General features: G+C 71.4%; 24 protein-coding genes and 1 pseudogene. 10 read left to right on the top strand and 15 right to left on the bottom strand.

The window, feature by feature from the left end:
- Window positions 1–63: 63 nt before the first annotated feature.
- Together ACFUCU_RS07675 and ACFUCU_RS07670 are read right to left on the bottom strand one after the other, a co-directional pair.
- Window positions 64–513: an SRPBCC domain-containing protein gene (locus tag ACFUCU_RS07675; RefSeq protein WP_364133804.1), complete on the bottom strand. Its 450-nt coding sequence runs from the start codon at window positions 511–513 to the stop codon at window positions 64–66.
- 37 nt (window positions 514–550) lie between these two features.
- The gene (locus ACFUCU_RS07670) at window positions 551–1,201 is read right to left on the bottom strand and encodes an ArsR/SmtB family transcription factor (RefSeq protein ID WP_377971797.1); all 651 of its coding nucleotides are present in this window, start codon (window positions 1,199–1,201) and stop codon (window positions 551–553) included.
- 77 nt (window positions 1,202–1,278) lie between these two features.
- Between ACFUCU_RS07670 and ACFUCU_RS07665 the strand changes: the two are divergent.
- Window positions 1,279–2,529, top strand: a pseudogene (locus ACFUCU_RS07665) (MFS transporter); the annotation flags it as partial.
- A 30-nt stretch (window positions 2,530–2,559) separates the two neighbouring features.
- On the opposite strand, the gene ACFUCU_RS07660 reads toward ACFUCU_RS07665, so the two are convergent.
- Window positions 2,560–4,197 carry a methyltransferase gene (locus ACFUCU_RS07660; protein WP_377971795.1) on the bottom strand — a complete coding sequence of 546 codons (1,638 nt, stop codon included), beginning with the start codon at window positions 4,195–4,197 and terminating at the stop codon, window positions 2,560–2,562.
- 39 nt (window positions 4,198–4,236) lie between these two features.
- Window positions 4,237–5,010: a TipAS antibiotic-recognition domain-containing protein gene (locus ACFUCU_RS07655; RefSeq protein WP_377971793.1), complete on the bottom strand. Its 774-nt coding sequence runs from the start codon at window positions 5,008–5,010 to the stop codon at window positions 4,237–4,239.
- A gap of 146 nt (window positions 5,011–5,156) precedes the next feature.
- On the opposite strand from ACFUCU_RS07655, the gene ACFUCU_RS07650 reads away from it, so the two are divergent.
- From ACFUCU_RS07650 to ACFUCU_RS07630, 5 genes are all read left to right on the top strand, one after another.
- Window positions 5,157–5,612, top strand: coding sequence for a hypothetical protein (locus ACFUCU_RS07650; protein WP_377971791.1), 456 nt, complete (start codon window positions 5,157–5,159; stop codon window positions 5,610–5,612).
- A 111-nt stretch (window positions 5,613–5,723) separates the two neighbouring features.
- On the top strand, window positions 5,724–6,665 hold the full coding sequence (locus ACFUCU_RS07645) for an ABC transporter ATP-binding protein (RefSeq protein ID WP_377971789.1): 942 nt from the start codon (window positions 5,724–5,726) through the stop codon (window positions 6,663–6,665).
- Window positions 6,662–7,969, top strand: coding sequence for an ABC transporter permease (locus tag ACFUCU_RS07640; protein ID WP_377971787.1), 1,308 nt, complete (start codon window positions 6,662–6,664; stop codon window positions 7,967–7,969). Before ACFUCU_RS07645 ends, ACFUCU_RS07640 begins: the two co-directional genes overlap by 4 nt.
- A 99-nt stretch (window positions 7,970–8,068) precedes the next feature.
- A complete protein-coding gene (locus tag ACFUCU_RS07635; protein WP_377971786.1) occupies window positions 8,069–9,061 on the top strand; it encodes a putative zinc-binding metallopeptidase in 993 nt (330 codons plus the stop codon).
- Between the two features lie 74 nt (window positions 9,062–9,135).
- Window positions 9,136–9,666: a hypothetical protein gene (locus tag ACFUCU_RS07630; protein ID WP_377971784.1), complete on the top strand. Its 531-nt coding sequence runs from the start codon at window positions 9,136–9,138 to the stop codon at window positions 9,664–9,666.
- A gap of 101 nt (window positions 9,667–9,767) precedes the next feature.
- On the opposite strand, the gene ACFUCU_RS07625 is transcribed toward ACFUCU_RS07630, so the two are convergent.
- Window positions 9,768–10,661, bottom strand: coding sequence for a rhodanese-related sulfurtransferase (locus ACFUCU_RS07625; RefSeq protein ID WP_290256146.1), 894 nt, complete (start codon window positions 10,659–10,661; stop codon window positions 9,768–9,770).
- Between the two features lie 324 nt (window positions 10,662–10,985).
- Between ACFUCU_RS07625 and ACFUCU_RS07620 the strand changes: the two genes are divergently transcribed.
- Both ACFUCU_RS07620 and ACFUCU_RS07615 read left to right on the top strand, forming a co-directional pair.
- Complete coding sequence (locus ACFUCU_RS07620) at window positions 10,986–11,678, top strand: GNAT family N-acetyltransferase (protein WP_377971782.1); 693 nt, start codon at window positions 10,986–10,988, stop codon at window positions 11,676–11,678.
- A gap of 51 nt (window positions 11,679–11,729) precedes the next feature.
- Window positions 11,730–14,168, top strand: coding sequence for a DEAD/DEAH box helicase (locus ACFUCU_RS07615; RefSeq protein WP_377971780.1), 2,439 nt, complete (start codon window positions 11,730–11,732; stop codon window positions 14,166–14,168).
- A gap of 46 nt (window positions 14,169–14,214) precedes the next feature.
- On the opposite strand, the gene ACFUCU_RS07610 is transcribed toward ACFUCU_RS07615, so the two are convergent.
- The 7 genes from ACFUCU_RS07610 to ssd form a co-directional block, all read right to left on the bottom strand.
- Window positions 14,215–14,589 carry an Rv3654c family TadE-like protein gene (locus tag ACFUCU_RS07610; protein WP_377971779.1) on the bottom strand — a complete coding sequence of 125 codons (375 nt, stop codon included), beginning with the start codon at window positions 14,587–14,589 and terminating at the stop codon, window positions 14,215–14,217.
- A complete protein-coding gene (locus ACFUCU_RS07605; RefSeq protein ID WP_377971777.1) occupies window positions 14,586–15,128 on the bottom strand; it encodes a TadE family type IV pilus minor pilin in 543 nt (180 codons plus the stop codon). Before ACFUCU_RS07605 ends, ACFUCU_RS07610 begins: the two co-directional genes overlap by 4 nt.
- Window positions 15,125–15,424, bottom strand: coding sequence for a DUF4244 domain-containing protein (locus ACFUCU_RS07600; RefSeq protein ID WP_377971775.1), 300 nt, complete (start codon window positions 15,422–15,424; stop codon window positions 15,125–15,127). The genes ACFUCU_RS07605 and ACFUCU_RS07600 overlap by 4 nt, the downstream gene beginning before the upstream one ends.
- 134 nt (window positions 15,425–15,558) lie before the next feature.
- Window positions 15,559–16,173: a type II secretion system F family protein gene (locus tag ACFUCU_RS07595; protein WP_377971773.1), complete on the bottom strand. Its 615-nt coding sequence runs from the start codon at window positions 16,171–16,173 to the stop codon at window positions 15,559–15,561.
- Window positions 16,170–16,874, bottom strand: coding sequence for a hypothetical protein (locus ACFUCU_RS07590; protein WP_377971772.1), 705 nt, complete (start codon window positions 16,872–16,874; stop codon window positions 16,170–16,172). The genes ACFUCU_RS07595 and ACFUCU_RS07590 overlap by 4 nt, the downstream gene beginning before the upstream one ends.
- Before the next feature lie 215 nt (window positions 16,875–17,089).
- Window positions 17,090–18,310: a TadA family conjugal transfer-associated ATPase gene (locus ACFUCU_RS07585; RefSeq protein ID WP_377971833.1), complete on the bottom strand. Its 1,221-nt coding sequence runs from the start codon at window positions 18,308–18,310 to the stop codon at window positions 17,090–17,092.
- A gap of 86 nt (window positions 18,311–18,396) precedes the next feature.
- On the bottom strand, window positions 18,397–19,584 hold the full coding sequence (gene ssd / locus ACFUCU_RS07580; RefSeq protein WP_377971770.1) for a septum site-determining protein Ssd: 1,188 nt from the start codon (window positions 19,582–19,584) through the stop codon (window positions 18,397–18,399).
- Between the two features lie 133 nt (window positions 19,585–19,717).
- Between ssd and ACFUCU_RS07575 the strand changes: the two genes are divergently transcribed.
- Both ACFUCU_RS07575 and ACFUCU_RS07570 read left to right on the top strand, forming a co-directional pair.
- Window positions 19,718–21,427, top strand: coding sequence for a bifunctional 3'-5' exonuclease/DNA polymerase (locus ACFUCU_RS07575; protein WP_377971768.1), 1,710 nt, complete (start codon window positions 19,718–19,720; stop codon window positions 21,425–21,427).
- Between the two features lie 181 nt (window positions 21,428–21,608).
- Window positions 21,609–21,800: a YegP family protein gene (locus ACFUCU_RS07570; RefSeq protein WP_377971767.1), complete on the top strand. Its 192-nt coding sequence runs from the start codon at window positions 21,609–21,611 to the stop codon at window positions 21,798–21,800.
- Here ACFUCU_RS07570 and ACFUCU_RS07565 read toward each other — a convergent pair.
- From ACFUCU_RS07565 to ACFUCU_RS07555, 3 genes are all read right to left on the bottom strand, one after another.
- Window positions 21,797–22,477 (bottom strand): CoA pyrophosphatase, encoded by a 681-nt coding sequence (locus ACFUCU_RS07565; protein ID WP_290256157.1) that lies wholly within the window; start codon window positions 22,475–22,477, stop codon window positions 21,797–21,799. The two genes, ACFUCU_RS07570 and ACFUCU_RS07565, sit on opposite strands and share 4 nt — an antisense overlap.
- Window positions 22,474–23,244, bottom strand: a complete 771-nt coding sequence (gene nth, locus ACFUCU_RS07560) for an endonuclease III (RefSeq protein ID WP_364134673.1) — start codon at window positions 23,242–23,244, stop codon at window positions 22,474–22,476. The genes ACFUCU_RS07565 and nth overlap by 4 nt, the downstream gene beginning before the upstream one ends.
- 91 nt (window positions 23,245–23,335) lie before the next feature.
- The gene (locus tag ACFUCU_RS07555; RefSeq protein WP_377971765.1) at window positions 23,336–24,685 is read right to left on the bottom strand and encodes a hypothetical protein; all 1,350 of its coding nucleotides are present in this window, start codon (window positions 24,683–24,685) and stop codon (window positions 23,336–23,338) included.
- Window positions 24,686–24,783 lie beyond the last annotated feature (98 nt).

The raw sequence follows: 24,783 nt of genomic DNA, 5'->3' as shown, positions 1-24,783 counted from the left end.
AATACCGCGCATTGATGCACAAATGCGCGGCGGCGTCGGACCCGTGCCGACGCTGCTGTGAGGCTAGGCTGCGATGCGGCCGAGGGTCTCCTTCAGCCGTGTCAGCAGGTGGCCTTGCCAGCCTCCGGCCATGATGCGGTGGGCGACGGCGTGGCTGGGCTCCGCGGGGTCGAATCCCTCGTGGACCATAGCCAGCCGCGTCCCCGTTCCCTCCGGGGCGAGGGTCCAGGTGACGGTGCTTTGCAGGTCGTTCCCCGCTTCAGCGTCCCGCCATGAGATCCGGAGCAGGCGCCCGTCCCGGACATCCAGGACACGGCTGGCGACCAGGCCGCTGAAGCCGACGGCCGGGACCGGGGTCCCCCGCATGATGTAGTCGTGCCCGACGACCGGTTCGAAATTGTTGTCCATGAGCCAGTCGGCGATCAGGGGCGGCTCGGTCAGGGCGCGCCAGACGGCCGCCGGCGGGTGCGGCAGGTATTCGTCCACGTGGATGGGGGCAAGCGGTGCAGTCACGTGCACTCTCCAGTTCGTAGGGGCTGTCAGGGAGTTTTCAGACGGCCGCGGGGCCGCCGCGGTCGTCCGGGATCATCGACCACATGGTGGCCATCCGGACGGCCCCGTCCGGGATCGCGTCCGGCGCCTCGAGTTCGTAGTCGCGCAGCAGCCCGAAGATGCGCTCCGTCAGCTCGGTACGCTGGGCCGGCGTGAGATAGAGCAGGTTGCTGGCCAGCACTACCGAGGCGGGCGGTTCCCCGGATTCGCCGCGCCGCCGCTGCTCATCCCGGGCCTCGGCGTGTGCCTTGACCCGTCGGCGGTAGGCGTCCAGTTCCAGGTCCAGGACGGCGAATTCCGGACTGGCCGGTCCGCCGCCGGATTTGATGGTGAAGTCCGTTCCGGCGGCCTTCCAGCGGCGCTCGCGTGCGTCCCCGGCGGTGGCCGCGGGCACCACGATCCCCCATTTCTGCAGGGCCCGCAGGTGGTAGCTCATGGCGCTGGGGGTCAGCCCGGTCTGTGCCGCAAGCTCCGTGGCGGTGCGGCTGACCTGGGTGGAGTACAGCTCCGAGATCACTTCCAGCCGTGCGGCGTGGGCCAGGGCCCGGATGGCCTTGGGGTCGGTGATCTCCACCTTCTGTTCCGGTCGCGGCCTGCGCTTGCCGGCCGGCGCCTCGGCGGAATCCGCCGGCGGGTTCTCTGTCTTCACTCACCCAGTCTAGCGACGGTTTCCAAACTATGAAAGGAATGCTTGACACTTGCTGAGCGCTGACCTATGGTCCAGTTATGAAAGAAACACTTCATAAGGCCTCCGGGCCGGCCGCCCCCTTGTGGCGCAACCACGACTTCCTGCTCGCCGGTGGCTCCCGCTTCTTCGCTGCCGCCGGCATGGGCGCCGTCGTCGTCACCGTCATGCTTCGGCTCCAGGCGGAGTCCGCGGGCAACGGTCCCGGCGCCGGGCCGTGGCTGGTGGCCGCCTACCTGGCCTGCTCCGCCCTGCCCCTGGTCATCCTGGCCCCCTGGGCCGGGCGGCTCGCAGACACCCGGGATTCACGCACGCTGGCGACGGCGGCATCCCTGGCCAGCGCCGCGGCGGTGGCGGGGATGGCCTTCGGGCTGCGGGAGGGTGCCCTGAACCTTCCGCTGCTGTTTGCCATGACCTTCCTGCTGGACGCGGCTCAGGCCGTGGCGGGCCCCACCTGGCAGGCCCTATTGCCCCGGATTGTTGGCGAGGAGCGCACGCCCAAGGCCGTGGGCACCATGCAGGCCACCACCATGATCGCCGGCATGGCGGGGCCGGCCGCGGGCGGCCTGCTGACCGGCTGGGGCGGCCCCGGGCTGGTGGTGGCGGTGGCCGGCGGCTGCTACCTCGCAATGGGAGCCGGTGCCCTGCTGATCCGCACCCGGCGCGGCACGGCCGCCGAACGCGCGGGGCGGCCTGCCCCGGCCCTGCTCGACGGGCTGCGCCTGCTCCGGCGGGACGTCCTGGTGTGGGCGCTGGTGCTCGGCGCCATGTTCTTCATCGTCGCCGGCGAGGCCACCAACGTCCTCGAAGTGTTCCTGGCCCGCGGCGAACTGGGCGCCAGCGAGGCGGAGTACGGGCTGCTGGCCGCGGCCTTCGGGCTGGGCATGGCCGCCGGCGCGGCCGTCGCCGGCCGGATCGGGAACGGACGGAACCGGCTCCGGGCGCTGCTGGCGGCGATGGTGCTGACCTCGACCCTCCTTGGGGCGACGGCCCTGGTGCCCACGGTGGCGTGGCTGTTTGCCGCCTACACCGCGACCGGCGCGGCGTGCGGCGTCCTGAACGCCTGCTTCGGGGCGATCACCATCCTCCGGATTCCGGAGACCGGGCGCGGTCAGGCGATGGCGATCCTTGGCGGGATGACGCGGGCAGTGTCAATAGCGGCGCTGGCCCTCGGCGGCCTCCTCGGTGCGGCGCTGCCGGTCCGCACCAGCTTCTTCGCCACGGGCACCGCGGGAGTGCTGGTCGCGGCGGCCGTGGCGGTGGTGGTCCTGCGCATCCCGGGCACGGAACAATCAGTCGCGACCCAATCAGGCGGGCCCCAATCAGGCAGAGACCAGGAAGCCGTCCCGGACCAGGTTGGCGACGTCGTCGAGCAGCCTTTGCCGGAAGGCGCCGCTGTCGTGGCCCTCATACCCGCCCAGGAGGGCATCGAGCGCCCCGGCGATCTGCCCGGCGGTGAGCTCGCCGTCGCACGCTGAGACGAAGCCGGCCAGTTCCGTGCTCAACAGGTTGGTGCGGCGGAGGCCGGCACCCTGGCGCAGCAGGATCACGCCGGGGTGCTCGGCGCCGGGCCGCTGGTGCCGTTCCTCCGTGACGTCGTCGGCCACGAGCAGGTGCGCCGCCTCGACGTCGTGGCCGGCGAGCCAGTCGGCACGTTCCACCGCCGCCCCGAGGTGCGGCCCCACGGGCTGCTCGATCGGGTAGGTGATCTCCTCGAAGCGGCGCAGCACCGGTCCTGCTTCCGCGGCAGGGCGGCGCAGGAAGATCATGCCGAAGCCGATCGCGGTGACGCCGCGGGAGGCGAAGTCGTCCAGGTAGGCCGCGTAGGAACGGCGGTACAGGTCCCGGTCCCGGCCCTCGGAGGCATCCTGCAGCCAGGTTTCGGCGTACTGCTCGGGACCCACCTGCTCGCGCTGGATGAACCACACATCGGCGTCCTCCGGGGCCCACTGCTGCGGCCGGGCGGACCACTCCTTGCCGGCCGGGACTTCCCAGTTGCCCAGCATCTGCGCGGTGCCTCCGGGCGCCAGGACGGAGGGGAGGTCCCGGACCAGGGCGGCGACGATCTCGTCGCCGGGTAGGCCACCGTCGCGGTAGGTGAACTGGTCCGCCGTCGATTCCCCCGCGGTGCGCGGGGTAATCACGAACGGCGGGTTGGAGACCACCAGGTCGAACTCCTCCCCAACGACCGGTTCCAGCAGCGACCCGCGCCGCAGGGTGACGCGGCCGCCGAGGTCCTCCGGGTCCAGGTGCAGCTCCCGGGCGTTGAGGACCAGGTTGAAGCGGGTGAAGGCCAGGGCACGGTCGGAAATGTCTGTGGCGGTGACGTGCTCGGCGTGGTGGAGCAGGTGGAAAGTCTGAACGCCGCAGCCGGTACCGAGGTCCAGGGCCCGGGCCACGTGCCGCCGGGCGGTGACCTGGACCAGGGTGGTGGATGCCTGGCCGATTCCGAGCACATGGTCGCGGCGCAGCACGCCGGGGCTCTGGTGCGCGGCCAAGTCGCTGGCTACCCAGAGGTCGGCGCCCCCGTTCGGCTGCCCTTCCTCATCTGTCGACGGGTCCCAGCCGTAGGGCCGCAGGTCCACACGGGCCCGGACCAGGTCATCCTCCGCCCCTTCCACGAGGCCGAGTTCGCCGAGGCCGGCGGCGCCCACCGAGGGCAGGGCGGCGTCGAGGGCGGCAGCGGTCTGCGGTTCGGCCAGCAACCAGAGGCCGACGACGGCGGCGAGCGCGGCGGCGGCCGGGTCGGCAGCGACGGCGTCGTCGACGGCGATCAGGGCCGGGATGAGCTGGTCCCGGGCCAGGGCGGCGTGGGCGGCCTCACCGAGGAACGCGGCGACCCCGTCGACGGTGTAGCCGATGGCCAGCAGGTCGCGGGCGAGGGCCCCGGTCAGGTCCGGGAGGTCGCTGCGCGGGGCATCGGGGGTGTTGCCGGCCGTGAAAAGAGTCGAGGAGGTCACCGGTCAAGTTTAGGCGCGGCCCGGGAGCCTCCGGCTTAGCTAACCCCGGCCGGGCCAAGGCTGCCCCTCCACGAACACCCGCAGCGCATCCCGGACGAAGGCCGCGCCGGCAGCACCGCCGTAGTTCGCGGCGAACCGCGGATCCGCCACGTACAGCTCACCCAGGCCCAGGATGTAGGCCTTCAGCCCGTCACCGCCGTCCGCCGCCGGGGTTCCGGGGATGGCGGCAAGCCACCGGACATGGCGGGCGGCCACCTCCTGGGCCGCCGGGCTGTCCGGGGCCCCGCCGGACTCCGCCGCGGCCTTCCAGTCGGCGCTGAGCTGTTCCGCGGCCCGCTTCCAGGCGTCCCGGTCCGTGCCGCCCATCCCCCGCCACCAGGCGTCCGCCCGGGCGTAGGCCTCCTTGCCCCAGCGTTCCTCAACCTCGGCCCGGTGGCGGGTGTGATCGAATCCGTCAAACATTGCCTCTGCCATGATGTCCTCTCCTTTTGTCACTGCCTTGAGGGTGCGCCGGACCGAGGCGATCTGGCGGGCCAGGCGGTCCTGTTCCTGGACCAGCCAGCGCAGATGCCCGGCGAGCGCGCGTTCGGCCTGCTGTTCGTGGGCCAGCGCGTCGGCGATCGCCGGCAGTCCGAGCCCCAGTTCCCGCAGAAGCAGGATCCGTTGCAACCGGAGCAGCGCGGCGTGGTTGTAGTAGCGGTAGCCGTTGCCGCCGGTGCGGCTGGGCTTGAGCAGGCCGACGGCGTCGTAGTGCCGAAGCGTCCTGCTGGTGGTGCCGGCCAGCCTGGCCAGCTGCTGCACGGACCATTCCATGCCGGTTGCCTCCACTTGGTCCCTCCCGACGGCCCTGCCGGGCCGTTTCTTCGAGGGTAAATCTTGACGCTGCGTCAAGGTCAAGGGTGCGGTCGGCGGCCATCCGGCGGCCATCGGCCCTGCTGCGGACCCGGTAAGTTGGAAGCATGCCCACTGCTTCCCCGATGCCTGTCCCGCGCCGCCTGCTCCACGGGGCGTACGCCGCGGCGGCCGGCGCCGCCGTCGTCCTCGGCGCCTCCGCCTGCGCGCCCGTCACGTCGGTGGAATCAACGGATGCGAACGCCTGGAAGGCCACGGCACTGCCCTCCGCCAGCGGGATCGTCCTCTCGGACGCGGGGAAGATCCTCAACCGCACCCCCGTGGTGAAGAGCGCCGCCCTCGGGGCCGGCACCTACACGTTGACCATGAGCTGCGACGGTGGCGGCAAGGAATTCTTCGCCGTCAGCCTGGACGGCAAACAGCTGGCGGAGGCTGGAGCGGCCTGCAACGGCAGTCGCGAGACCGCCACCATCAAGGTCCCGGCCGCCGGGACCGTGGCGATCAGCGCCTCCAGCGTCGACGCACCGCTGATCTACGCGTACCAGCTGACCCCCGCGGCCTGACCCTAGGGCGGCCGGGCCGCCCGGCCACGCTTGGGCCTGCAAGGCTCGCGCGGGCCACGCCGGGGGAATCCGCGGCACCTCACGTCGGCTGCCGGCGGCTAAAATGACCGCATGACGTTGGGGGGCGCGGCACCGGAGCCGCTGGTACATATTCAAGACTTCCGCATGGACTTTGGCGAGAAGACGGTCATCCGTGACCTGTCCTTCGACGTCCGGGCCGGGGAAACATTCGGCTTCCTGGGCAGCAACGGCAGTGGGAAGACCACCACGCTGCGGGCCCTGCTGGGCATCTATCAGCCCACCGCCGGCACCTTGCACATCGGCGGGAAACCCTTCAGCCCGCGCGACGGCGCCCGGCTGGGGTACCTGCCGGAGGAACGCGGCCTCTATAAGAAGGAATCCGTGCTGGACGTCATGGTGTACTTCGGCCGGCTCAAGGGCCTGGACAAGTCCCGCGCCAGGACGTGGTCCCGGGAGTACCTGGACCGGGTGGACCTCGGCGACAAGGCCGCCACCCGGCTGGACAAGCTCTCCGGCGGCCAGCAGCAGAAGGTCCAGCTGGGCGTCACCATCATGAACGACCCCGAGCTGCTGATCCTGGACGAACCCACCAAGGGCTTCGACCCGGTGAACCGACGGCTGCTGATGGACATCATCGACGAACAAAAACTCTCCGGCGCCACCGTCATAATGGTCACCCACCAGATGGAGGAGGTGGAGCGGCTCTGTGACCGGGTCATCCTGCTCAAGGACGGCACGGCCCGCGCCTACGGCACCGTCTCCGAGGTCCAGGAACAGTTCGGCGGCACCCGCTACCGGCTCAGATACTCCGGCACCCTGCCCGCGTCGTCGCGCTACGACGTCGTCAGCGACGCCGGCGGGAACGCCGAACTCTCGCCGCGCGGCGGGACGGACGAGGCGGCCGTGCTGCGCGAACTCATCGACCACGGAGTGGCGGTCCGCTCCTTCACCAGCGCCCGGACGTCCCTGGATGAGGTCTTCATCAAGGTCTACGGCGAACAGCACGAACTAGCGGAGGCCCGGACCCGATGACGCACCACAGCACCCTTCCCGAGGCGCCCGCCAAGGCCGCCCCCGCCCCGGTCCCGCCGCGCCGGCCCTTCGCCAGGCACAACCTGCGCACCGTGATCGCGTTCGAGTTCACCCGGACGCTGAAGAAGCGCGGCTTCTGGATTGCCACCCTGGCCATCCCGGTGGTCATCGCCATCGTGTTCGCCCTGGTCTACCTGAGCAACTCCTCCACCGAGGCCCGCTCCGACGCGCAGAAGACTGCGTCCTTCTCCTTCACCTACACCGATGACTCCCGGCTGGTCTCGGACACCATCGCCCGGGCCATCGGCGGCACGAAGGCGTCGGACGCGGAGACGGCCATCCGCGACGTGAAGCAGGGCCGCAGCGACGCCTACTTCGCGTTCCCCGCCGAACCGGCCACCCAGACGGTGAAAATCTACGGCGCGGACCGGGGCGTCTTCGAGAACGGCAAGTACGACGCCGTCGCCAAGCAGCTGCTGACCGTCTCGGCGCAGGCCGCCGTCGGCTCCCCGCAGCTCACCGCGGCGGCCAGCGGCGACGTTAAAACCGAGGCGCAGACCTTCAAGGACGGCCGCCTGACCGGTGGCATCGGCTCCGCGATCCCGCCGCTGATGTTCCTGGTCATCTTCTACGTCTCGATCATCCTGCTCTCCAATCAGATGCTCAGCAGCACCCTGGAGGAGAAGGAAAACCGGGTCACAGAAATGATCCTGACCACCCTGAACCCCACCACCCTGATCATCGGCAAGGTGGCCGCGCTGTTCATGGTGGGCGCGGTACAGATCCTGGTGCTGCTGACGCCGGTGGCCGTGGGCTTCCTGTTCTTCCGCGACAAGCTGGCGCTCCCGGCCCTGGACCTGTCCACCATCACCTTCGAACCCGGACCCATGGTGGTGGGGGCGCTCCTGCTGCTGGGCGGCTTCACCGTCTTCACCGGCGTGCTGGTGGCGATCGGCGCCGTCATGCCCACCACCAAGGACGCCGGCACCATCTTCGGGCCGCTGATGGCGCTGATCTTTGTGCCGTTCTACGCGATCAGCCTGATCATCTCCGACCCGCAGGCACCGATCGTGCAGGTCTTCACCTACTTCCCGATGTCCGCCCCGGTCACGGGCCTGCTGCGGAACGCATTCGGCACCCTCAGCCCGCTGGAGTCGGTGATCATCATCGTGGAACTCCTCGTGGTGGGCGTCCTTATCCTGCGGCTGGCCGCGCACCTGTTCCGGTACGGCTCCATCCAGTACTCCGGCAAACTCTCCATCGCGGGCACGTTCCGGCGCCGCGGTCAGGCCGCCGGAAAGTAGCCCTCCGGCCGCGGGCCCCGGGCCGCGGGCCCCGGACTGCGGGCCCCGGGCCGCGGGCCCCCGACCACCTGGCCCCGGTCCGGAGCGTAGGATCGGGAGGTGAAACGACACTCCTGTGATTCCTGCGGCTCGGCCGTGTACGTCGAGAACCCGGAGTGCCTGCACTGCGGCGCCCGGCTGGCCTACTTCCGGCCCCGCGGCGCCGTCGTCGCCGTCGACGCGGCGGGCGAATACCGGGACGACGCCGGCACCCACTGGTTCCCGTGCGCCCACGCCGGGCTGGCGGCCTGCACCTGGCTCGCCGCAGAGCGCGGCGGTGAGTGCTTCAGCTGCGGACTCACCCGCACCCGGCCCAACGACGACGACGCGAAGGGCCTCACGCAGTTCGTTAAGGCGGAGCGGTCCAAACGCCAGCTGGTGGCCGAACTCGACGCCCTGGGGCTGCCGATCGTGCCCCGGAGCGATGATCCCGACGGCGGCCTGGCCTTCGACCTGCTCTCCAGCGCCCACGAGCACGTGGTGACCGGCCACGCCGACGGCGTCATCACCATCAACCTGGACGAGAGCGACGACGGCTACCGCGAACGGATGCGCAACGAACTCGACGAGCCGTACCGGACCCTGCTGGGCCACTTCCGGCACGAGGTGGGCCATTACTTCGAGACCGTCTTGGTCTTCGCCGACCGGGACACCACCGCGGCGGCCCGACGGCTGTTCGGCGACGACACCGAGGACTACCAGGCAGCCATCGACCGGCACTACAGCGAGGGCGCACCAAAGGAGTGGAACGAACGGTTCATCTCCCGCTACGCCACCATGCACCCCTACGAGGATTTCGCCGAGACCTTCGCGCACTATCTGCACATCAGCGACACCCTGGACACCGCCCGCGAATACGGACTCATCCCCGCGGCCGACGGCAGGTCCTTCCGAAAAACGGTGGACACCGAGTGGTTGCCGCTCGCAATCGCCCTGAACCAAATCAACCGGAGCATGGGCGAGGAGGACCTGTACCCGTTTGTGCTGTCACCGGCGGTGCTGGAGAAACTGGAGTTCATCGCCGGGGTGTGCTCCGCCGCGGCGTCCCGGTAAGGGCCTCCGGGCGCGTTCTTCCGGGTGGCGTCCGCGCTCTGGCCGCCGGGCGTTCACGGGCTTAGAGTCGGATTATGCCCACCGCGCCGGCCCCGACGCAGCGGCGCCCGCGTGGCCGCCCCGCCGCCGTCGCTCTCGCCGCGGCCCTGGCCTGCGGGCTGAGCGGCTGCGAGTACCAGTACGACGATGGCAGCCGGACGACGGCGACCGGCCCCGTGACACCCACCGGCGGCGCGATCAGCCGTGACCCGGCGTTGAACCGCCCGGTGATGGGGGCGGAGCTTGAGCAGTGGGCCCGGGAAATCCTGCCGGCCACCACCGCGCAGATCTTCCAGTCCCGGGCCGGGCTGCTCGACGCCGGAGCGGACCGCACCGAGGCCACCGAGCGGCTCCCGGCCGGAACCTACGCCCTGTCGCTGGCGTGCCGGAGCACCCGCCGGGTGGCCTTCACCATCAGCGACAAGGAGAGCGCGCTGGTGGACCTGAGCCTGCGCTGCGGCTCCTCCCGGGTCGCCGTGGTGCAACTGGCCGCGGACTCGGTCCTGACGGTCAAGGTCGAGGCGCTCGCCCCGGCGAATTTCGCCTACCGGGTGGGGCGGTTGTGACGCCTGCTTCGTGGTGCGGTCGCCGGCGTCGCATCGGCGTCGGCGTCGCGTCGGCGTCGGCGTCGCGTCGGCGTCGGCGTCGCGTCTTCGCGGGCCCGCGGTCAGGCGGGGCAGCCGTCCGGGCAGCGCAGGGTGGCCGGGTCCGAGGCGCAGTCCGCGCAGTACAGGGTCAGCGTGCGGCAGCTGGGGTTGGAGCAGTTTTCGAACTTGCTGGTCGGCGCCTCGCACCTTGCGCAGCGGCCGATGGTCTTCGCCTCGTCGCTGAATTCCAGGTGCATGCGCTTGTCGAAGACGTAGAGCGAGCCTTCCCAGAGGCCGCGGTCCTTGAACGCCTCCCCGTAGCGGACGATCCCGCCGTCGAGCTGGTAGACCTCCTTGAAGCCGCGGTTGACCATCAGGCTGGAGAGCACCTCGCAGCGGATCCCCCCGGTGCAGTAGGTGACCACGGGCTTGTCCTTGAGCGCGTCGTACTTGCCGGAGTCCAGTTCGCGGATGAAGTCGTGGGTGGTCGCGACGTCGGGGACCACCGCGTCCTTGAAGCGGCCGATCTCCGCCTCGAAGCCGTTCCGGCCGTCGAAGAAGACCACGTCCTCGCCGGCCTGTTTCTTCGCCTCCACGAGGGTGTGCAGTTCCTCGGGGGCCAGGTGCGTGCCGCCGCCGACGACGCCGTCCTCGTTCACCGTGAGTTCCCCGGGCGCGCCGAAGGAGACGATCTCGTCCCGGACCTTGACGCTGAGCCGGGGGAAGTCCTCGGCGCCGCCGTCGGACCACTTCACGTCGATGCCGCGGAAGCCCGGGTACTCACGGGTTGTCTTGACGTACTGCTTGACCGCCCCGATCTCGCCGCCCACGGTGGCGTTGATGCCGTCCTTGGAGATCAGGATGCGGCCGGTGAGGCCATGTTTTTCGCAGAGGGCGCGCTGCCAGAGGCGCACTGCTTCCGGATCGAGCACCGGGGTGAAGCCGTAAAAGAGGACGATTTTGTTCAGAGCCACGCCTTTAAGCGTACTGGGCTTTGCGGTGCGGCCACCCTGCCGGGCGTGGTCCACGCACCTCGTGACAGTGGCCCCGCGGCCCTCGTGATGCGGGTCCGGGACCCTCGTGACGGGGGTCCCCGGGACCGCGCGGCAGGTGAGCCCGACCCGCGTGGGAGGGGGTCCGGGACCCGCCTGATAGACGAGCCCCACCAGCGCGGCAGGGCGGCCGGGACCGGGGCGCCCGCGGCGCCGGTCCGACACCCGGGTCACAATTGCGTAAGCAAGCACCCGCTCCCCGGCCGGACCCTGTTGCTGGCGGCGGGGCTGGAATACTCTCATCCCATGAGTCTGGACGCGATGGTTGAAGACACCACCCACCTCCTGGAGGTCTGGGTCGCCGGCTGGGCAGGATGCCGCGGCTACGAGACCGGACGGGAGGGCCGTTTTCCCTCGGTCCTCCGGGCGGACTCGACCGGGGACTGGGAGTATTTCGCCCACGATCCCTCCGACAATGAGTTTTCCGTCCTGGCCGCCAAGACTGCCGAGGCCCCCGCCCGGATCCTCACCATCCTCACCAACGATGTGGACCGTTACGCCAGGCTGGCCGCCCGGCACGGGCTGAACGTGACCTCGCAGTCGCAGACCATGATGGTCGTGGACATGGAAACCCAGGACGCCGAGGACCCGTGGCTGCCCGACGACGACCTCCGCTGGGTTCCCACGACGGAGGGCGGTGTCCACCACGCCGTCGTCTACGCCGGTGACCAGGTCGCGGCGAGCGGGCGCGTCTTCGTCGCCGACCACACCGCCGTCTTCGACAAGATCGTGACCGAACCTGGCTTTCAACGCCGCGGCCTGGGAAGCTTCGTGATGCGGGCCCTCGCCGCGCAGGCGTTTGAGCACGACGTCGAGGCCGGGCTGCTGCTGGCGTCCCTGGACGGCCAGCAGCTCTACTCGCATCTGGGGTGGACCACGGTCTGCCATGTCCTGATGCTCTCCTCGTCTCACGAAGGGGCCGACCTCTCGGTTGGGTGAGCCCCTTGTGAGCCCGGGACCCGATTTGAGCCCGGGTGAAACAATGTTGGAGTGAATCCGCACGAGTCCCTGATCCCGCTGCTGGGCCGCGGCGCGGACCCGGAACAGCTCCGGCACGTGCGGACCATCCCCGCCCGCGAGGCCGTCAACGAGCCGTGGCCGGCGTGGACGCACCCGGATCTGGTGGAAGCCTACGGGCGGCTCGGCATCCACGAGCCGTACCGGCATCAGGTGCGGGCCGCCGACCTCGCCCACGGGGGCCGGCACGTGGTGATCGCCACCGGCACCGCCTCCGGGAAGTCGCTGGCGTACCAGCTCCCCGCCCTCGACGCCGTGCACCGGTCCGAGCTGCGGGTGCGCGCCGATCCCGGAAAGATCCACGACGACGGCGCCGTCGCCCTCTACCTCTCCCCCACGAAGGCGCTCGCCGCGGACCAGCTGGCCGCCATCCGGTCGCTGGGGCTCTCCACCGTCCGGGCCGAGACCTATGACGGGGACACGGACCCGTCCTCCCGCCGCTGGATCCGGGACCACGCGAACGTGATCCTGGCCAACCCGGACATGCTGCACTTCGGTATCCTCCCCAACCACGCCTGGTGGACGCGGTTCTTCCGCCGCCTCCGCTACGTGATCGTGGACGAGGCGCACAGCTACCGCGGGGTCTTCGGCTCCCACGTCGCCAACCTGATGCGCAGGCTCCGCCGGATCTGCGCCTACTACAACTCCGGAGCGGAGGCCGGGGCCGGCACGGGCCAGTCCTGGCCGGTCTTCATCGCCGCATCCGCCACCGCCTCGGACCCCGGGACCTCGTTCGGCCGGCTGATCGGTGCGCCGGTCGAAGCGGTCGCCGAGGACTGCTCGCCGCACGGGGCGACCACGGTGGCGTTCTGGGAACCGGCGCTGACGGAACAGCGCGGCGAGAACGGGGCCCCGGCACGGCGGACCGCCGTGGCTGAAACCTCCGACCTCCTGGCGAACCTGGTCTCCTCCCGGATCAGGACGATCGCGTTCATCAAGTCCCGGCGCGGTGCCGAAACTATCGCTTCCATCACGAGACGCCTCCTCGACGAGGTCGATCCCAGCCTTCCGCAGCGCGTGGCTGCCTACCGCTCCGGGTACCTTCCGGAGGAGCGGCGCGCCCTCGAGCGGTCGCTCAGGTCCGGCGAGCTGCTGGGCGTCTCGAGCACATCCGCCCTGGAGCTCGGCATCGACATCTCAGGCCTGGATGCCGTCCTGGTGGCGGGCTGGCCCGGGACGAGGGCGTCGCTGTTCCAGCAGATCGGCAGGGCGGGCCGCGCCGGCCAGGATGCCGTCGCCGCGTTCGTGGCCAGCGATGACCCGCTCGATACCTACCTGGTGAATCACCCGGAGGCGATCTTTGACGTCTCCGTTGAGGCCACCGTCTTCGACCCGTCGAACCCCTATGTCCTGGGCCCGCATTTGTGCGCCGCCGCCGCCGAACTGCCGCTCGGACCGGCGGAGGTCCCGCTCTTCGGACCGACGGCGGAGGGGCTCCTGGACCGCTTGGTGGCACAGGGTTATCTCCGGAAACGTCCCGCCGGTTGGTTCTGGACCCACCCGCAGAGCGCGGCCGCCATGGTGAACCTGCGGGCCGACGGCGGCGGACCTGTGAGCATTGTTGATGCCGACACCGGCTCGCTCCTGGGCACCATGGATTCGCCCCAGACGCACTACCAGGCGCACACAGGGGCGGTGTACGTCCATCAAGGCGAGAGCTACGTCGTCGAGGACCTGAATGAGGCCGAGCACTGCGTAGTGGTGCGCCGGGCCAACCCCGACTACTACACGACGGCCCGGGACATAACCCAGATCGAGGTGCTGGAGACCCAGCGAACCACACGCTGGGGAGATGTCGAGGTGCATTTCGGCGATGTGAAGGTGACGACACAGGTGGTCTCCTTTCAACGGAAGGCCCTGATCTCGAATGAGGTGCTCGGCGAGGAACCGCTGGAACTCGGGGCCCGGGACCTGTTCACCAAGGCGGTCTGGTTTGTCATGGACAACCGCTCCCTGACCGGGGCCGGTCTCATCGAGCCGCAGTTCCCCGGGTCGCTGCATGCTGCGGAGCACGCGGCCATCGGGCTGCTGCCGCTGGTGGCTTCCAGCGACCGGTGGGATATCGGCGGGGTCTCCACTGCGATCGATGCCGACACCGGAGTGCCGACGATCTTCGTCTACGACGGCCACCCGGGCGGAGCCGGCTTCGCCGAACGCGGCTACGAGAAGGCCCGCGTCTGGCTCACCGCCACCAAGGATGCGATCGAGGCCTGCGAATGCGAGTCCGGATGCCCGTCCTGCGTTCAGTCGCCCAAGTGCGGCAACAAGAACAACCCGCTCGACAAGGACGGCGCCGTTCGCCTGCTCGGCATGCTGCTGGCGGACGCCACCGACCAGATGGCCCCCGATACCGGGGGCAGCACCCCTCCGGCGGATCTGGACAGAGCCCCGCAGGCACCGGCCGTCCAGTAGCAACCGACTGGTTCCAGGGCCGGGCGGCCCAGGCGCCGCTGGTGCTTCATGGGGTGCGTTCCCCGGCGGGAGGACCCGCGCGGGCCAGGCCGGTCGCGGTCCCGAACGGTGACCGGGTGAAGAGTTCGGTGCCGACCTGGACCGTGTCCCCGCCCTCGATGCTGCAGGAGCTGATCCGGGCGTCGTTCCGGGCGGCGACCTCCGCGGCGACGGCGCAGGGCTCCCCCGGCGCCAGTCCGCGGGCGGCATCGGCGGCCGCGAGGGCGGCGAGGTCCGCCGCGGCGGCGGCCCGTGAGGCGAGGACCCCCGCCTGGGCGAGCAGTCCCACTGCAGTCCCCGCCACCAGCAGCACGAAGACCAGTGCGAGTGCCAGAACGGTACCGGAGCCCCGCTCGGCCCCTTGGACGCGCGTCCGCGTCACGACACCCCCCGTCCCGGCGAGGGCCTTGTAGACGCTCTCTCCCACGCAAGCGGCCGGGAAGCCGAGGATGCGGGTGTCATGTCGGTCCGCTCTCCGACGTCCGAAGAGATCGCCGCGCCGTCGCTGGTCTCCTGGCGGGCCGAGGCGCTGGCCGTCAATGGCCACGGCACGAGCCTGCCCGCGCCGCCCCGGACCGGTCCGGTCACCGTGACGCTGAGCCACCCGCCGTCGGAGGCCACCACCGCGCTCGCCGAGTCTCCGGCCACCTGGCGGACCACGGCGGATACGGACGCCTGGTCCTCACCGCGGGCCAACGCCCGGGCACCGGCCCTCGCGGCCTCCTCCAGCCTCAGTTGCGTCAGTCCCGCTGCGGCCCCCGCCAAAAGCAGCCCCAGCACCAGCAGCACTGCCGGCAGCGCGACGGCGAATTCGGCCGTCACGGCACCACGTTCGCCGGGAGCAGCGGCCGGACCTTGACGTCCCGGCAGTGCAGGCACCCTCCGATCCGTCGGGGCCCTGCCCTCCGGCCAGAGGGTCATGGCAGGGCCAGCGCGGTCCGGATCACGTTGAGCAGGAATCCGCGCACCTCGTCGCTGCGCATGATCAGGACCAGAAGTCCGGCGAAGCCGACGGCGGCCAAGGTCGCGATCGCGTACTCCGCGGTCGCCATTCCTGCCTCGGAACCGTGCCAGATGCTTGTCCGCCTGCGGCGAGGCGAGACGCTCCGGACGGGAGTGGCCTGCCGTGCGCCGGGATAGATTTCCCGGACCTCGGCCGACGCTGAATCTGCGGAGGCGTCCTCCGGGGCTGCGGGGATCTGTGGATGGAAGCTCATGGATAGTCCTCTCGAGTTGTCCGGCGCATCGGCCGGCTGCTTCCAATCTCCCCGCCGCGGTGACCCCTCGACAGGCCGGCGTGCGGCCAAGTGGATAACTCAGGCTGTGGAGGAACTGTCGCCCGGTGCCTGCTTCAGGGACCCGAGGGAAGCATGGCCAGCAGTACCGGAACGATGCCCAGGCAGACGAAGGCCGGGAGGGAGCACAGACCCAGCGGCACCACCAACCGCACGCCGAGGGCGGCTGCGCGGCGCTCCGCGGCCCTGAACTGCTGCCGGCGCAGCCGGGCTGCCTGCGCGTACAGCATGGCCGACGACGGCGCCCCGGTGACTGCCGCGAAACGCAACGCCTCCCGCAGGACCTCCAGCTCCGCCGGAAGCCCCGGCGCACCCCGCCAGGCCGTGTCCCAGTCGGCGCCGAGGGCCAGAGCCGCAGCCACCGGCCGCAGATGGACGCGTAACTCGGGGTCGGCTCGGCCGGCCAGAAGCTCCAGGGACCGGCCGAGGCCGGCACCGGCGTCGAGCATGGCCCCGATCAACTCCATCATCATGGCGGGATTCCGCAAGCCGCCCGTCGGTTCCGGAGGCTGCCCGCCGCCCGGATCCCGGCCGCACAGCGGATCTCCCACGGCTCCGTGCCGCGCCCGGGCGAGCCACCGCCGCGGCAGCATCGCCCGGTCCAGGAGCAGGACCGTGGCGGCCACGGCGAGCAACAGGGCTACGCCAAGGCTCCCGGCGGGCGCGGTCACCAGCGGTGCCCCTCGGCGGAGCGGACCAAGCGGCCCGACCAGATCCTTCCGGCCGCTGCGAGGCCGGCACCGGCCGCCAGGCAGAGCAGGCCGAGCGGAGTTCCGAGCAATATCCCTGCCGCGTCGACTCCGAGCAGCATGGCGAGTGCGAGGCCTGCAAAAGGCAGCCACGTCAGGATGGCAGCGGTTGCCTTGGGACCGGCCAGCGCGGTCCGCCGGGCGCCGGCAGCGTCGTCGCCGGCTTCGAGGTGTGCGGCGTAGCGGGTCAGGATGTCTGACAGTGGGCATCCGCTGGCTTCGGCAATGTCGAAGCAGGCGGCCAGTTCCAGCCAGACGCCCCGCTCCGCAGACTGTCCCGCCGGTTGCCGGTGGCCCGCCGCGGTTCCCTCCTCGCGGGCCAGCCGTCGGCGGATGGCCCCGCCAATGGGAGCCCCTTGTCCGGCCGCGGCCCGGGCTGCGGACAGAAGCTCCAGCGATCCGGCGCTCAGCGTGGGCATCCCCGGTCGGCCTCCGGTCAGCGGGCGCACCCGGCGGCCGGGTGCGGGGCCAGGATGAGGGGCCGTCGGAACGGGCGCGTGGTCTGCGCCCGAGCCGGCGTCGTCATACCGTGCCCCGTGCAGGAGCCAGAGCTCGTCCCAGACACGCCCGACGGACCGCCCACCCTTGAGCAGGGCGGATAGTTGTTGCACCAGGACGGTCATGGAGGCCTCCTCGGCACCGGCGTCCCGCCGCCGATGAAGGAGCCGAAGGGCGTTCCGGACCGGGCCACTATCCGTACCGGGCACAGTCGGTCGATGCCCCGGTCCCGGCGGCGCCGATGGATCGGCGAGCGCCACACGCATCCGCCGCCGGGACGGGCGGACGGAACCACTCAGGACCCCGACGGCTAGCGCCAAGGCCACACCCAGCAACACAGTCACGGCGTCGTTCCGGGCAGGAAGAACCCCGGCTCCTGGACCTCCGCACCCTCATCAGGAACTTCCAGCGGCAAGGGGCCGGTGACCGCCGTGACCGGCAGCCCGAGCCGGGCGGCCAACGCCGGCCACGCCGGGCCGCCCCGCACGGCGCCGTCGCCCGATTCCAGGGCGGTGGCCACCACGAGTCCGGAACCGTCGTCCCGCATCAGCCCCACCGACGCCACCTGCCGTCCGTGACGGGTCCGGTCCAGGTGCACCACCGCGTCGAGGGCACTGGCGGCCTGCAGTCGGACGGCGTCCGGACCGAGTCCGGCGAGCGCCCCGAGCGCCGTGAGCCTGGCCGGCACGGCAGCGGCGGTATTCGCGTGGATGGTGCCGCCGGCTCCCGTGTGGCCGGTGTTCATGGCCGTGAGCAACTCCCGGACCTCTGCCCCGCGGCACTCTCCGACGATGAGCCGGTCGGGCCTCATCCGCAGCGCATGTCGGACCAGTTCGCCCAGGTCAACGGCACCGCCGCCCTCGATGTTGGTGTGCCGCGACTCTAGGCACACGACGTGGGGATGCACCGGGTTGAGTTCCGCGGCGTCCTCGATGAGCACCAGCCGCTCCCTGGGACTGCAGAGCCCCAGGAGAGTGGCCAGCAGCGTCGTTTTTCCGGAGCCCGTGGCGCCGCTGATCAGGAAGCTGAGCCGCCGCTCCACGATCCGCTCCAGCACGGTCCGCAGCAGCGGCCCGAACATGCCGGCACGCCCCAGTTCGTCGAGGGAGAACACGGTGGCCCGGCGGATCCGCACACTGAGCAGCGTTCCACCGGTGGAAATGGGCGGCAAGACCGCGTGGACCCGGAAGCCACCCTCCAGGCGGACGTCGACGCACGGGGAACTGTCATCGAGCCGTCGCCCGCCGGCAGCCACCAGCCGCGCCGCCAGCGCACGGACCTGTGCCTCGCCAGTGAAGGTCACCGGTGCGCGTTCCAGGCCCCGGCCGCGGTCCAACCAGACGGAGGTCGGCCCGTTCACGAAGATGTCGGTCACCAGCGGGTCCCTCACCAGCGGTTGCAGCGGGCCGAGCCCGGTCAGCTCCGCGCTGATGGTCTCCACGGCGGCCAACGAGCCGGCGGTGCCCAGCAACCGTCCGCTCGCCTGAACGGCGGCCGCCACCCGGGAAGCGGTGACCGGTCCGGCGTCGGCCAGGACCGAGGTCCGGACGGCTTCGAGCAGCCCCGCATGGGGGCCGGGGCTGACCTCCCGCTGCCGCCGTTGTCCAAGGCTTGGCGCGTCCACCGGACCAGCCGCGGCGTGGGCGCTCACGGGACCGCCGCGCTCGCAGCATCCAGGGCCGCCGCGGCAAACCGCTGCACGCTGCGCCGGTTCCCGGTCTCCAACAGCCGGCCGAGCTCGGTGGCGGCGGCGATCCCGCGGATTTCGGGCAACACGCCCGCCACCGGCAGCCCGACGCATTCCGCCAGCAGCTGCTCGTCGACGGCGACGCCGGGACGGTTGCGGACCACCAGGGAGGTCTCCACCGGCGGCAGCTCGGGAACGAGCCGGGCCGCGGCCACGGCGGCGCGCAGCTGGGCCGGCAGGACGACGAGGAGCCTGTCGCACTCCCAACCAAACGCCCGCAGCGCCTCCCGTCCGCGGCCGGTATCCACCACCACGAGCTCATAGCCGCGCCGGGCCGCGTCCAGCACCACCGCCGCGGCGGGACCGAGCGCCGGGCCCGGTTGCCGGTTCCCGGGCCACGACAGGAAGGAGAAACCCCCAATGACCGGCAGGGCGCTGTGCAGCGTGGCCGGGTCGATACTCCCGCTGGCATCCGTGAGGTCGGGCCAGCGGAGGCCGGGTTCCTCCTCGGCGGCCAGCGCCAGCTCCAGACCACCGCCCCAGGGGTCGCCGTCGACCAGCAGTACCCGGACGCCCTGGCGAGCGGCTTCCTGGGCCAGCCAGACCGCTGTAGTGGTCGCGCCAGCGCCGCCGCAGCCGCCGACGATGCCGAGGACGTGACCGCCCGGCTCTTCGCTCCCGGAACGGCTGAGGTATTCGGCCAGCCACGGGCCGCCCTCGGGGAGCACCGCGACGCGTTCGGCTCCCACGGCGGCGGCCAGGCGCCAGAGCCCGTCACCGTCACCGCTCAATCCAACGACGACGGCGGGTGCGCGCCGCCGGTAGGGCAGCTCCGTGATGTCACCGCCCACCAATACGGCTCCGGCCACGGCCCAGTAGGCCGCTGCCTCCTCGACGCCGGCGACGCAGGTCAGCTGCCGCCCGGTCACCGCCACGATGCGCTCGACCTCCAGGCGCAGCGGCTCGGACGCGGTCACCAGCAACGTTTCGGCGGCGCCGCCGGCCCCTTGCGTGTCCGGCAGCCACCGGGGCTCCCCCGGACCCGCCCTCCGGCCGCCGGCGCCGGTGCCCTGCCACGGCGGGCCGGGAAACGGCACCCCGGCCGTCGGCCGCTCCGGAGGGACACTCGTCAGCTCATGCCTGTTCATGGGTCCACCATTCCCACCAGCGCGGCGGAAGGAGAGCCGCGGACGCTCTTATGTGGACAACCGGGTGCTATGTGGAGAACCGGCCAAACCGCCGTGACCGAACGGGGCCCGACCACAGGGCAGAATTGATCCCATGCATGTGCTGCTCGCCGCCCACCCCGACGGCGCAGCCCTCCAACGCCTCACCCCGGACGGCGCCCCGGATCCCGCCGCGCCCGACATCCGCGTGGTGCCCGCCGCCGACCTGCCCGGCGTCGTCCGCACCCTGGAACGGCAGCGGCCCCGCTGGATCTGGCTCCGCACCCAAGACTGGTACCCGTCGCTGCTGGCCGCCGGCGTCGACGTCGAACGCTGCTACGACCTGACCCTGTGCGGGGCCATCCTCGCCCACGCCGAATTCACCGCCGGGACGCCCTATGCGCGCGCGGCCGAAAAACTTACCCAGGATGGGGACGAGCATCAGCCGCCCCGGATGCTGCAACCTCCGCCCCCGCCGACGGATCAGGGCGCCCTCTTCGATGATCTGCTGCCTGCCGCCTCGCCCCGGCATTCCCCCGAGCAGCTTCGGATCGAATACGCCGCCCAGCAGGAAGCCCTGGCCGGTGCCCCGGACCGCGGCGACCGGCAGAAACAGCGCCTGCAGCTCCTCCTCGCGGCCGAATCCGCCGCCGCGATGATCGCCGCGGAAATGCAGCACGCGGGGGTGCCCTGGCGCGAGGAACTGCACGAACAGATCCTCGCTGACTTCCTGGGGCCCCGTCCCGCCCCGGGCCACCGGCCGGCCAAACTCGAGGCCCTGACCGTCGAACTGCGCACCCTCCTGCAGTCGCCCGCCCTGAACCCGGACTCTCCGCAGGACCTCATGCGGGCCCTTCACCGCAACGGCATCGAGGTCAAGAGCACCCGGCAATGGGAATTGAAGGAGGCGAAGCACCCTGCGATCGGGCCCCTGCTGGAATACAAGAAGCTGGCCCGGCTGTACACGGCGAACGGCTGGGCCTGGCTGGACGCCTGGGTGTCCGGCAGCCGCTTCCGGCCCGAGTATGTGGTGGGCGGCGTCGTCTCCGGGCGCTGGGCCTCGCGCGGCGGCGGAGCGCTGCAGATCCCGCGGCAGATCCGCGGCGCCGTCCACGCCGACCCGGGCCACAAACTGATCGTCGCGGACGCCTCCCAGCTGGAACCGCGGGTGCTGGTGGCGCTCGCGCAGGACGCCCGGATGGCCGACGCCGCCCGGGATAAGGATCTCTACGCGGGCATCGCGGCGCAGGGATTCGGCGGCGACCGGGCCAAGGCGAAGGTGGCCCTGCTGGGCGCCATCTACGGGGCCACCTCGGGCGAATCGGGCCGGTTGATGCCGCAGCTGGCCCGTACCTACCCGCAGGCGGTGGGGTTCGTCGAACAGGCCGCCCGCGACGGCGAGGCGGGCCGGACCGTGACCACGCGCCTTGGCCGCAGCAGCCCGCCGCCTTCCGAACGTTGGCTGCGCAGCCAACGCTCGGCCACCGCGGAGGAGCAGCGCCGCGCCGAGTCCCTGGCCCGTTCCCGCGGTAGGTTCACCCGCAACTTCGTCGTGCAGGGCTCGGCGGCGGACTGGGCGGCCTGCTGGCTGGCGGAACTACGACGGCGGCTGCGCACCCTGCGCGCCGGCGGCGGACCCGTAGGGGAACTGGTCTTCTTCCTGCACGACGAGGTTATGGTGCACTGCCCGGACAACGCCGTCGAGGCCTGCACCCGTGCCATCGAGGAATCAGCTGCCGCGGCCAAGGACCTGTTGTTCGGTCCGATCCCGGTCGAATTCCCGGTGAGCGTCGCCGTCGTCGACTCCTACGACAACGCCAAGTAACGCCCGCACGCCAACGCCCCGCTCCCCCGGGACCCGCTGCGTAACGTACCCGGCGGTAGCGTTGCAGCGTCGGTCGGGGCCTTGTTACGTTCACAAAGTCCCCCGTCGACACCCGGCCCTCCGGCCGGGCGCGCGGAAGGGACCACTTGGTGATGCAGGCAGGAAACGAGGGGACAGCAACGTGGCTGGCACATTCGAAATCGCGGCGGCAGGAAACGAGTCGTACTACTTCACGCTGACTGCGCCGGACGGCACCGTCGTCGCCGTTTCGCCGCTGTACAACAGCCTGCAGGGAGCCGCCGCCGGGATCACCGCGGTGCGGGAAAACGCCGCCACCGGACTGGTGGTGGACAAGTCCGCGACGCCTGTCTAGGCGTCCACCCCGTGCAGGCGGGTCCGATCCCACGGGACGGACCAGCCCAGCTGATCGAAGAGCTGGTTCAGGATCATCCCGGTGAATCCCCAGACCACCACGCCATTGACGGCGAAGGCGGGGCTCTTGAACGTCTGCCCGGCGCGGCTGACGGTGGCCATGATCCGGTTGTCCGGATCCAGCAGGTCCCGCACCGGCACCCGGAACACCTGCGACGACTCGCCGTAGTCCACCACGCGCACCGGGGACGGCGAAGCCCACCAGCCCAGAACCGGCGTGACCAGGAAGTTCCCGCGCGGCAGGGCCAGCTCCGGCATGATGCCCAGGACCTCGACGCCGGCGGGATCCAGGCCGGTCTCCTCCTCGGCCTCCCGGAGCGCGGCCTCCGTCACCGTCTCGCCGGGGTCGATGCCGCCGCCCGGGAAGGCCACCTGGCCCGGGTGGTCATCCAGCGTCTGGGCGCGCTGCAGCAGCAGGACGTCCAGGTCGGCGGGGGCCAGCAGTTTGACGGAGGCGGCCGGGACGTCGTCGAGGGACCCGAACAGCATCAAAACCGCGGCGCGCCGCACCCGCTCCCCCGCGGACACGGAGAGCTCGCGCCAGCGCGGGTCCGGCGGCGGCGCGGTTCCGGCCTCGACGGCGGCTACCAGGTCGATCAGGTCCTGCCGGGCCGTCATGGCGTCCTCCGCTGCGATTCCATCCGGATTTCCGCGGCCCGGTGGGTTTCGGCGAGCAGCTTCCCCAGCAGCTCTTCCTGACCAGGTGCCAGCTCATACTTGAGGAGTTTGCGGGCCTTCTCCGGATCCGTTTCGCCGGCGCCGTAGCTGGGGCACCAGTTGGCCACCGCGCAGGCACCGCATGCGGGTTTGCGGGAGTGGCAGACGCGCCGGCCGTGGAAGACGACGCGGTGCGAGAGCATGGTCCAGTCCCGGGGTTCGAACAGTTCGGCGACGTCGGATTCGACCTTGACGGGGTCATCCGAGTCGGTCCACCCGAAGCGGCGGGCCAGGCGGCCGAAGTGCGTATCCACGGTGATTCCGGGGATTCCGAAGGCGTTTCCGAGGACCACGTTGGCGGTTTTCCGGCCGACGCCGGGAAGCGTCACCAGGTCCTCGAGCCGGCCGGGCACCTCGCCGTCGAACTCGTCGACGAGCCTGGTGCCCAGCGCCATCAGGCTCCGCGCCTTGGCCCGGAAGAATCCGGTGGGTTTGATGATCGCTTCCAGTTCGGCCGGTTCGGCCTCGGCCAGGCTGCGCGCGTCCGGGTAGCGGGCGAAGAGCAACGGCGTGATCTGGTTGACGGTCACGTCCGTGGTCTGGGCGGAGAGCACCGTCGCAACTACGAGTTCGAACGGGCTGCGGAAGTCCAGTTCGGCGTGGGCGTAGGGGTACTGCTCGGCCAGCGCGCGGTTGATGCGGCGGGCCCGGCGCTTGAGCGCCAGCATGCTTTCGCCGGAGGCACCCGGGGGCGCACCGGCCGCGCCGGTGCCCGCCCCGGCCGCCGTCTGCTTCCCCGCCCTGCTGGCCACGGCGGGGCTAGCCGCGCTCGATGTTGCTGAGGTCCCGGAGCACTCCGACGCGTCCGTCCGTGTGCTGGACGAGGAATTCGTGGCCGCGGTCTTCGAGCGCCAGCACCCAGCCGCCGGGCTCGACCACGAAGGACGGGGTCCCGGTTCGCTCGTCGACGGCGGTGCGGGGTTGGGCGACGGCGAACCAGAAGGCCTCGTAGGCGGGCTGGGTGCTTCCCTGCTCCGGACGGCTGGCCGGGTCGACCGTGGCACCAATGGGTTCCTGCTGGCGGACCTGCGGCGTGAGGGCGGTCGGGGCGTCGTGACCCGCGGGCGGGACCGGCGCCGCGGCGGCCTGGGTCTGCTCGGAGGCGGGGGCCGCGTCGGCCGGCTTGCCGGCGGGGGCCGCGGATTCAGCGGCTGCGGATGCGCCGGACCCGGCCGGTGCCGACGCTGCCGCCGCGGTTGCGGTCGGGGCCGGGTGGGCGGCGGTGGCGGCATCTGCTGCGGGGGCTGCGGGGGCTGCGGGGGTGTGCACGGCTTCCGGCTGGCCGGCGGCCGGTGCGACGACGCCGTGAGCCTGGGTGGCCGGCTCGGCGGACGGGCGGGCTACCCGCGCCGCGTCGTGGGCTTCGTACCCGCGCGGGGTGGGTTCTGAGGCAGTGCTGGCAGCGGCGCCGCCGGAGGGGGTGATCCGCTTGGCCCAGCCGGCCAGGGCTGCGCCCGGCTTGGAGGCGGAGCCTTCGGCGGCCGGCTTGGCGGCCTTGGGGGCACGGGGGCGGCGGACCGGGGCGGCAGCCTCGCGGGCCACGACATGGGCTGGGGCCTCGGCGCGGTGCAGGAAGTCGCCGGCGAGCGCCGGGATCAGGCGGCCAAGGACCGTGGCGGTGAAGAGACCGAGCGCGCCGATGAGGCCCAGCAGCATGCTGGGAACGAAGGCGCCGGCGGCGGCCAGGAAGAAGAACGCCACGCTGAAGCTCGCGACGACGGAGCCGAACTGGTCAACGGACAGGGATCCGACCCGGAGCCGGGTGCCCGGGCTGACCCGTCGGGCGACGAACAGGGCGGCGACGATCAGCGGCAGGAGGATCCCGAGGCCCAGGAAGAACAGGCTGCCCAGGTTCCAGAGGTTGTACCGGACCGCGAACATCGGGATCAGGGAGGCGACGAAGAGCACCAGGACGGACCCGAAGACGGTGAGGTCCCGGACGGTGAACGGGCCGGCAACAGCCTCGTTGTTCTTGATGTTCGGCTTGTCCACGGTGAAGCGCGGCTGCTCCGCCTTGCCGTGGGACGGCGCCTGCACGGAGGACTGCTGCTCCGCCGGTCCGTCGGTGCGGTTGGGCGCGCGGAGCTGCCCATTGCCTTGCTCGTTCATTCTGTTCTCCTTAGCGTGGCCGCACCCTGGACAGTGCGGCCTAACGGCAGGCAAAAAAGGGACCCTTAGCGGTCCCCTTTGCCCCCATCGGATGTCAC

It is taken from the genome of Arthrobacter sp. NPDC057259 (assembly GCF_042668995.1).
GTDB lineage: Bacteria > Actinomycetota > Actinomycetes > Actinomycetales > Micrococcaceae > Arthrobacter.
The sequence above is the reverse complement of the archived record's forward strand: the minus strand, read 5'-3'. Positions and strand labels throughout refer to the sequence as shown.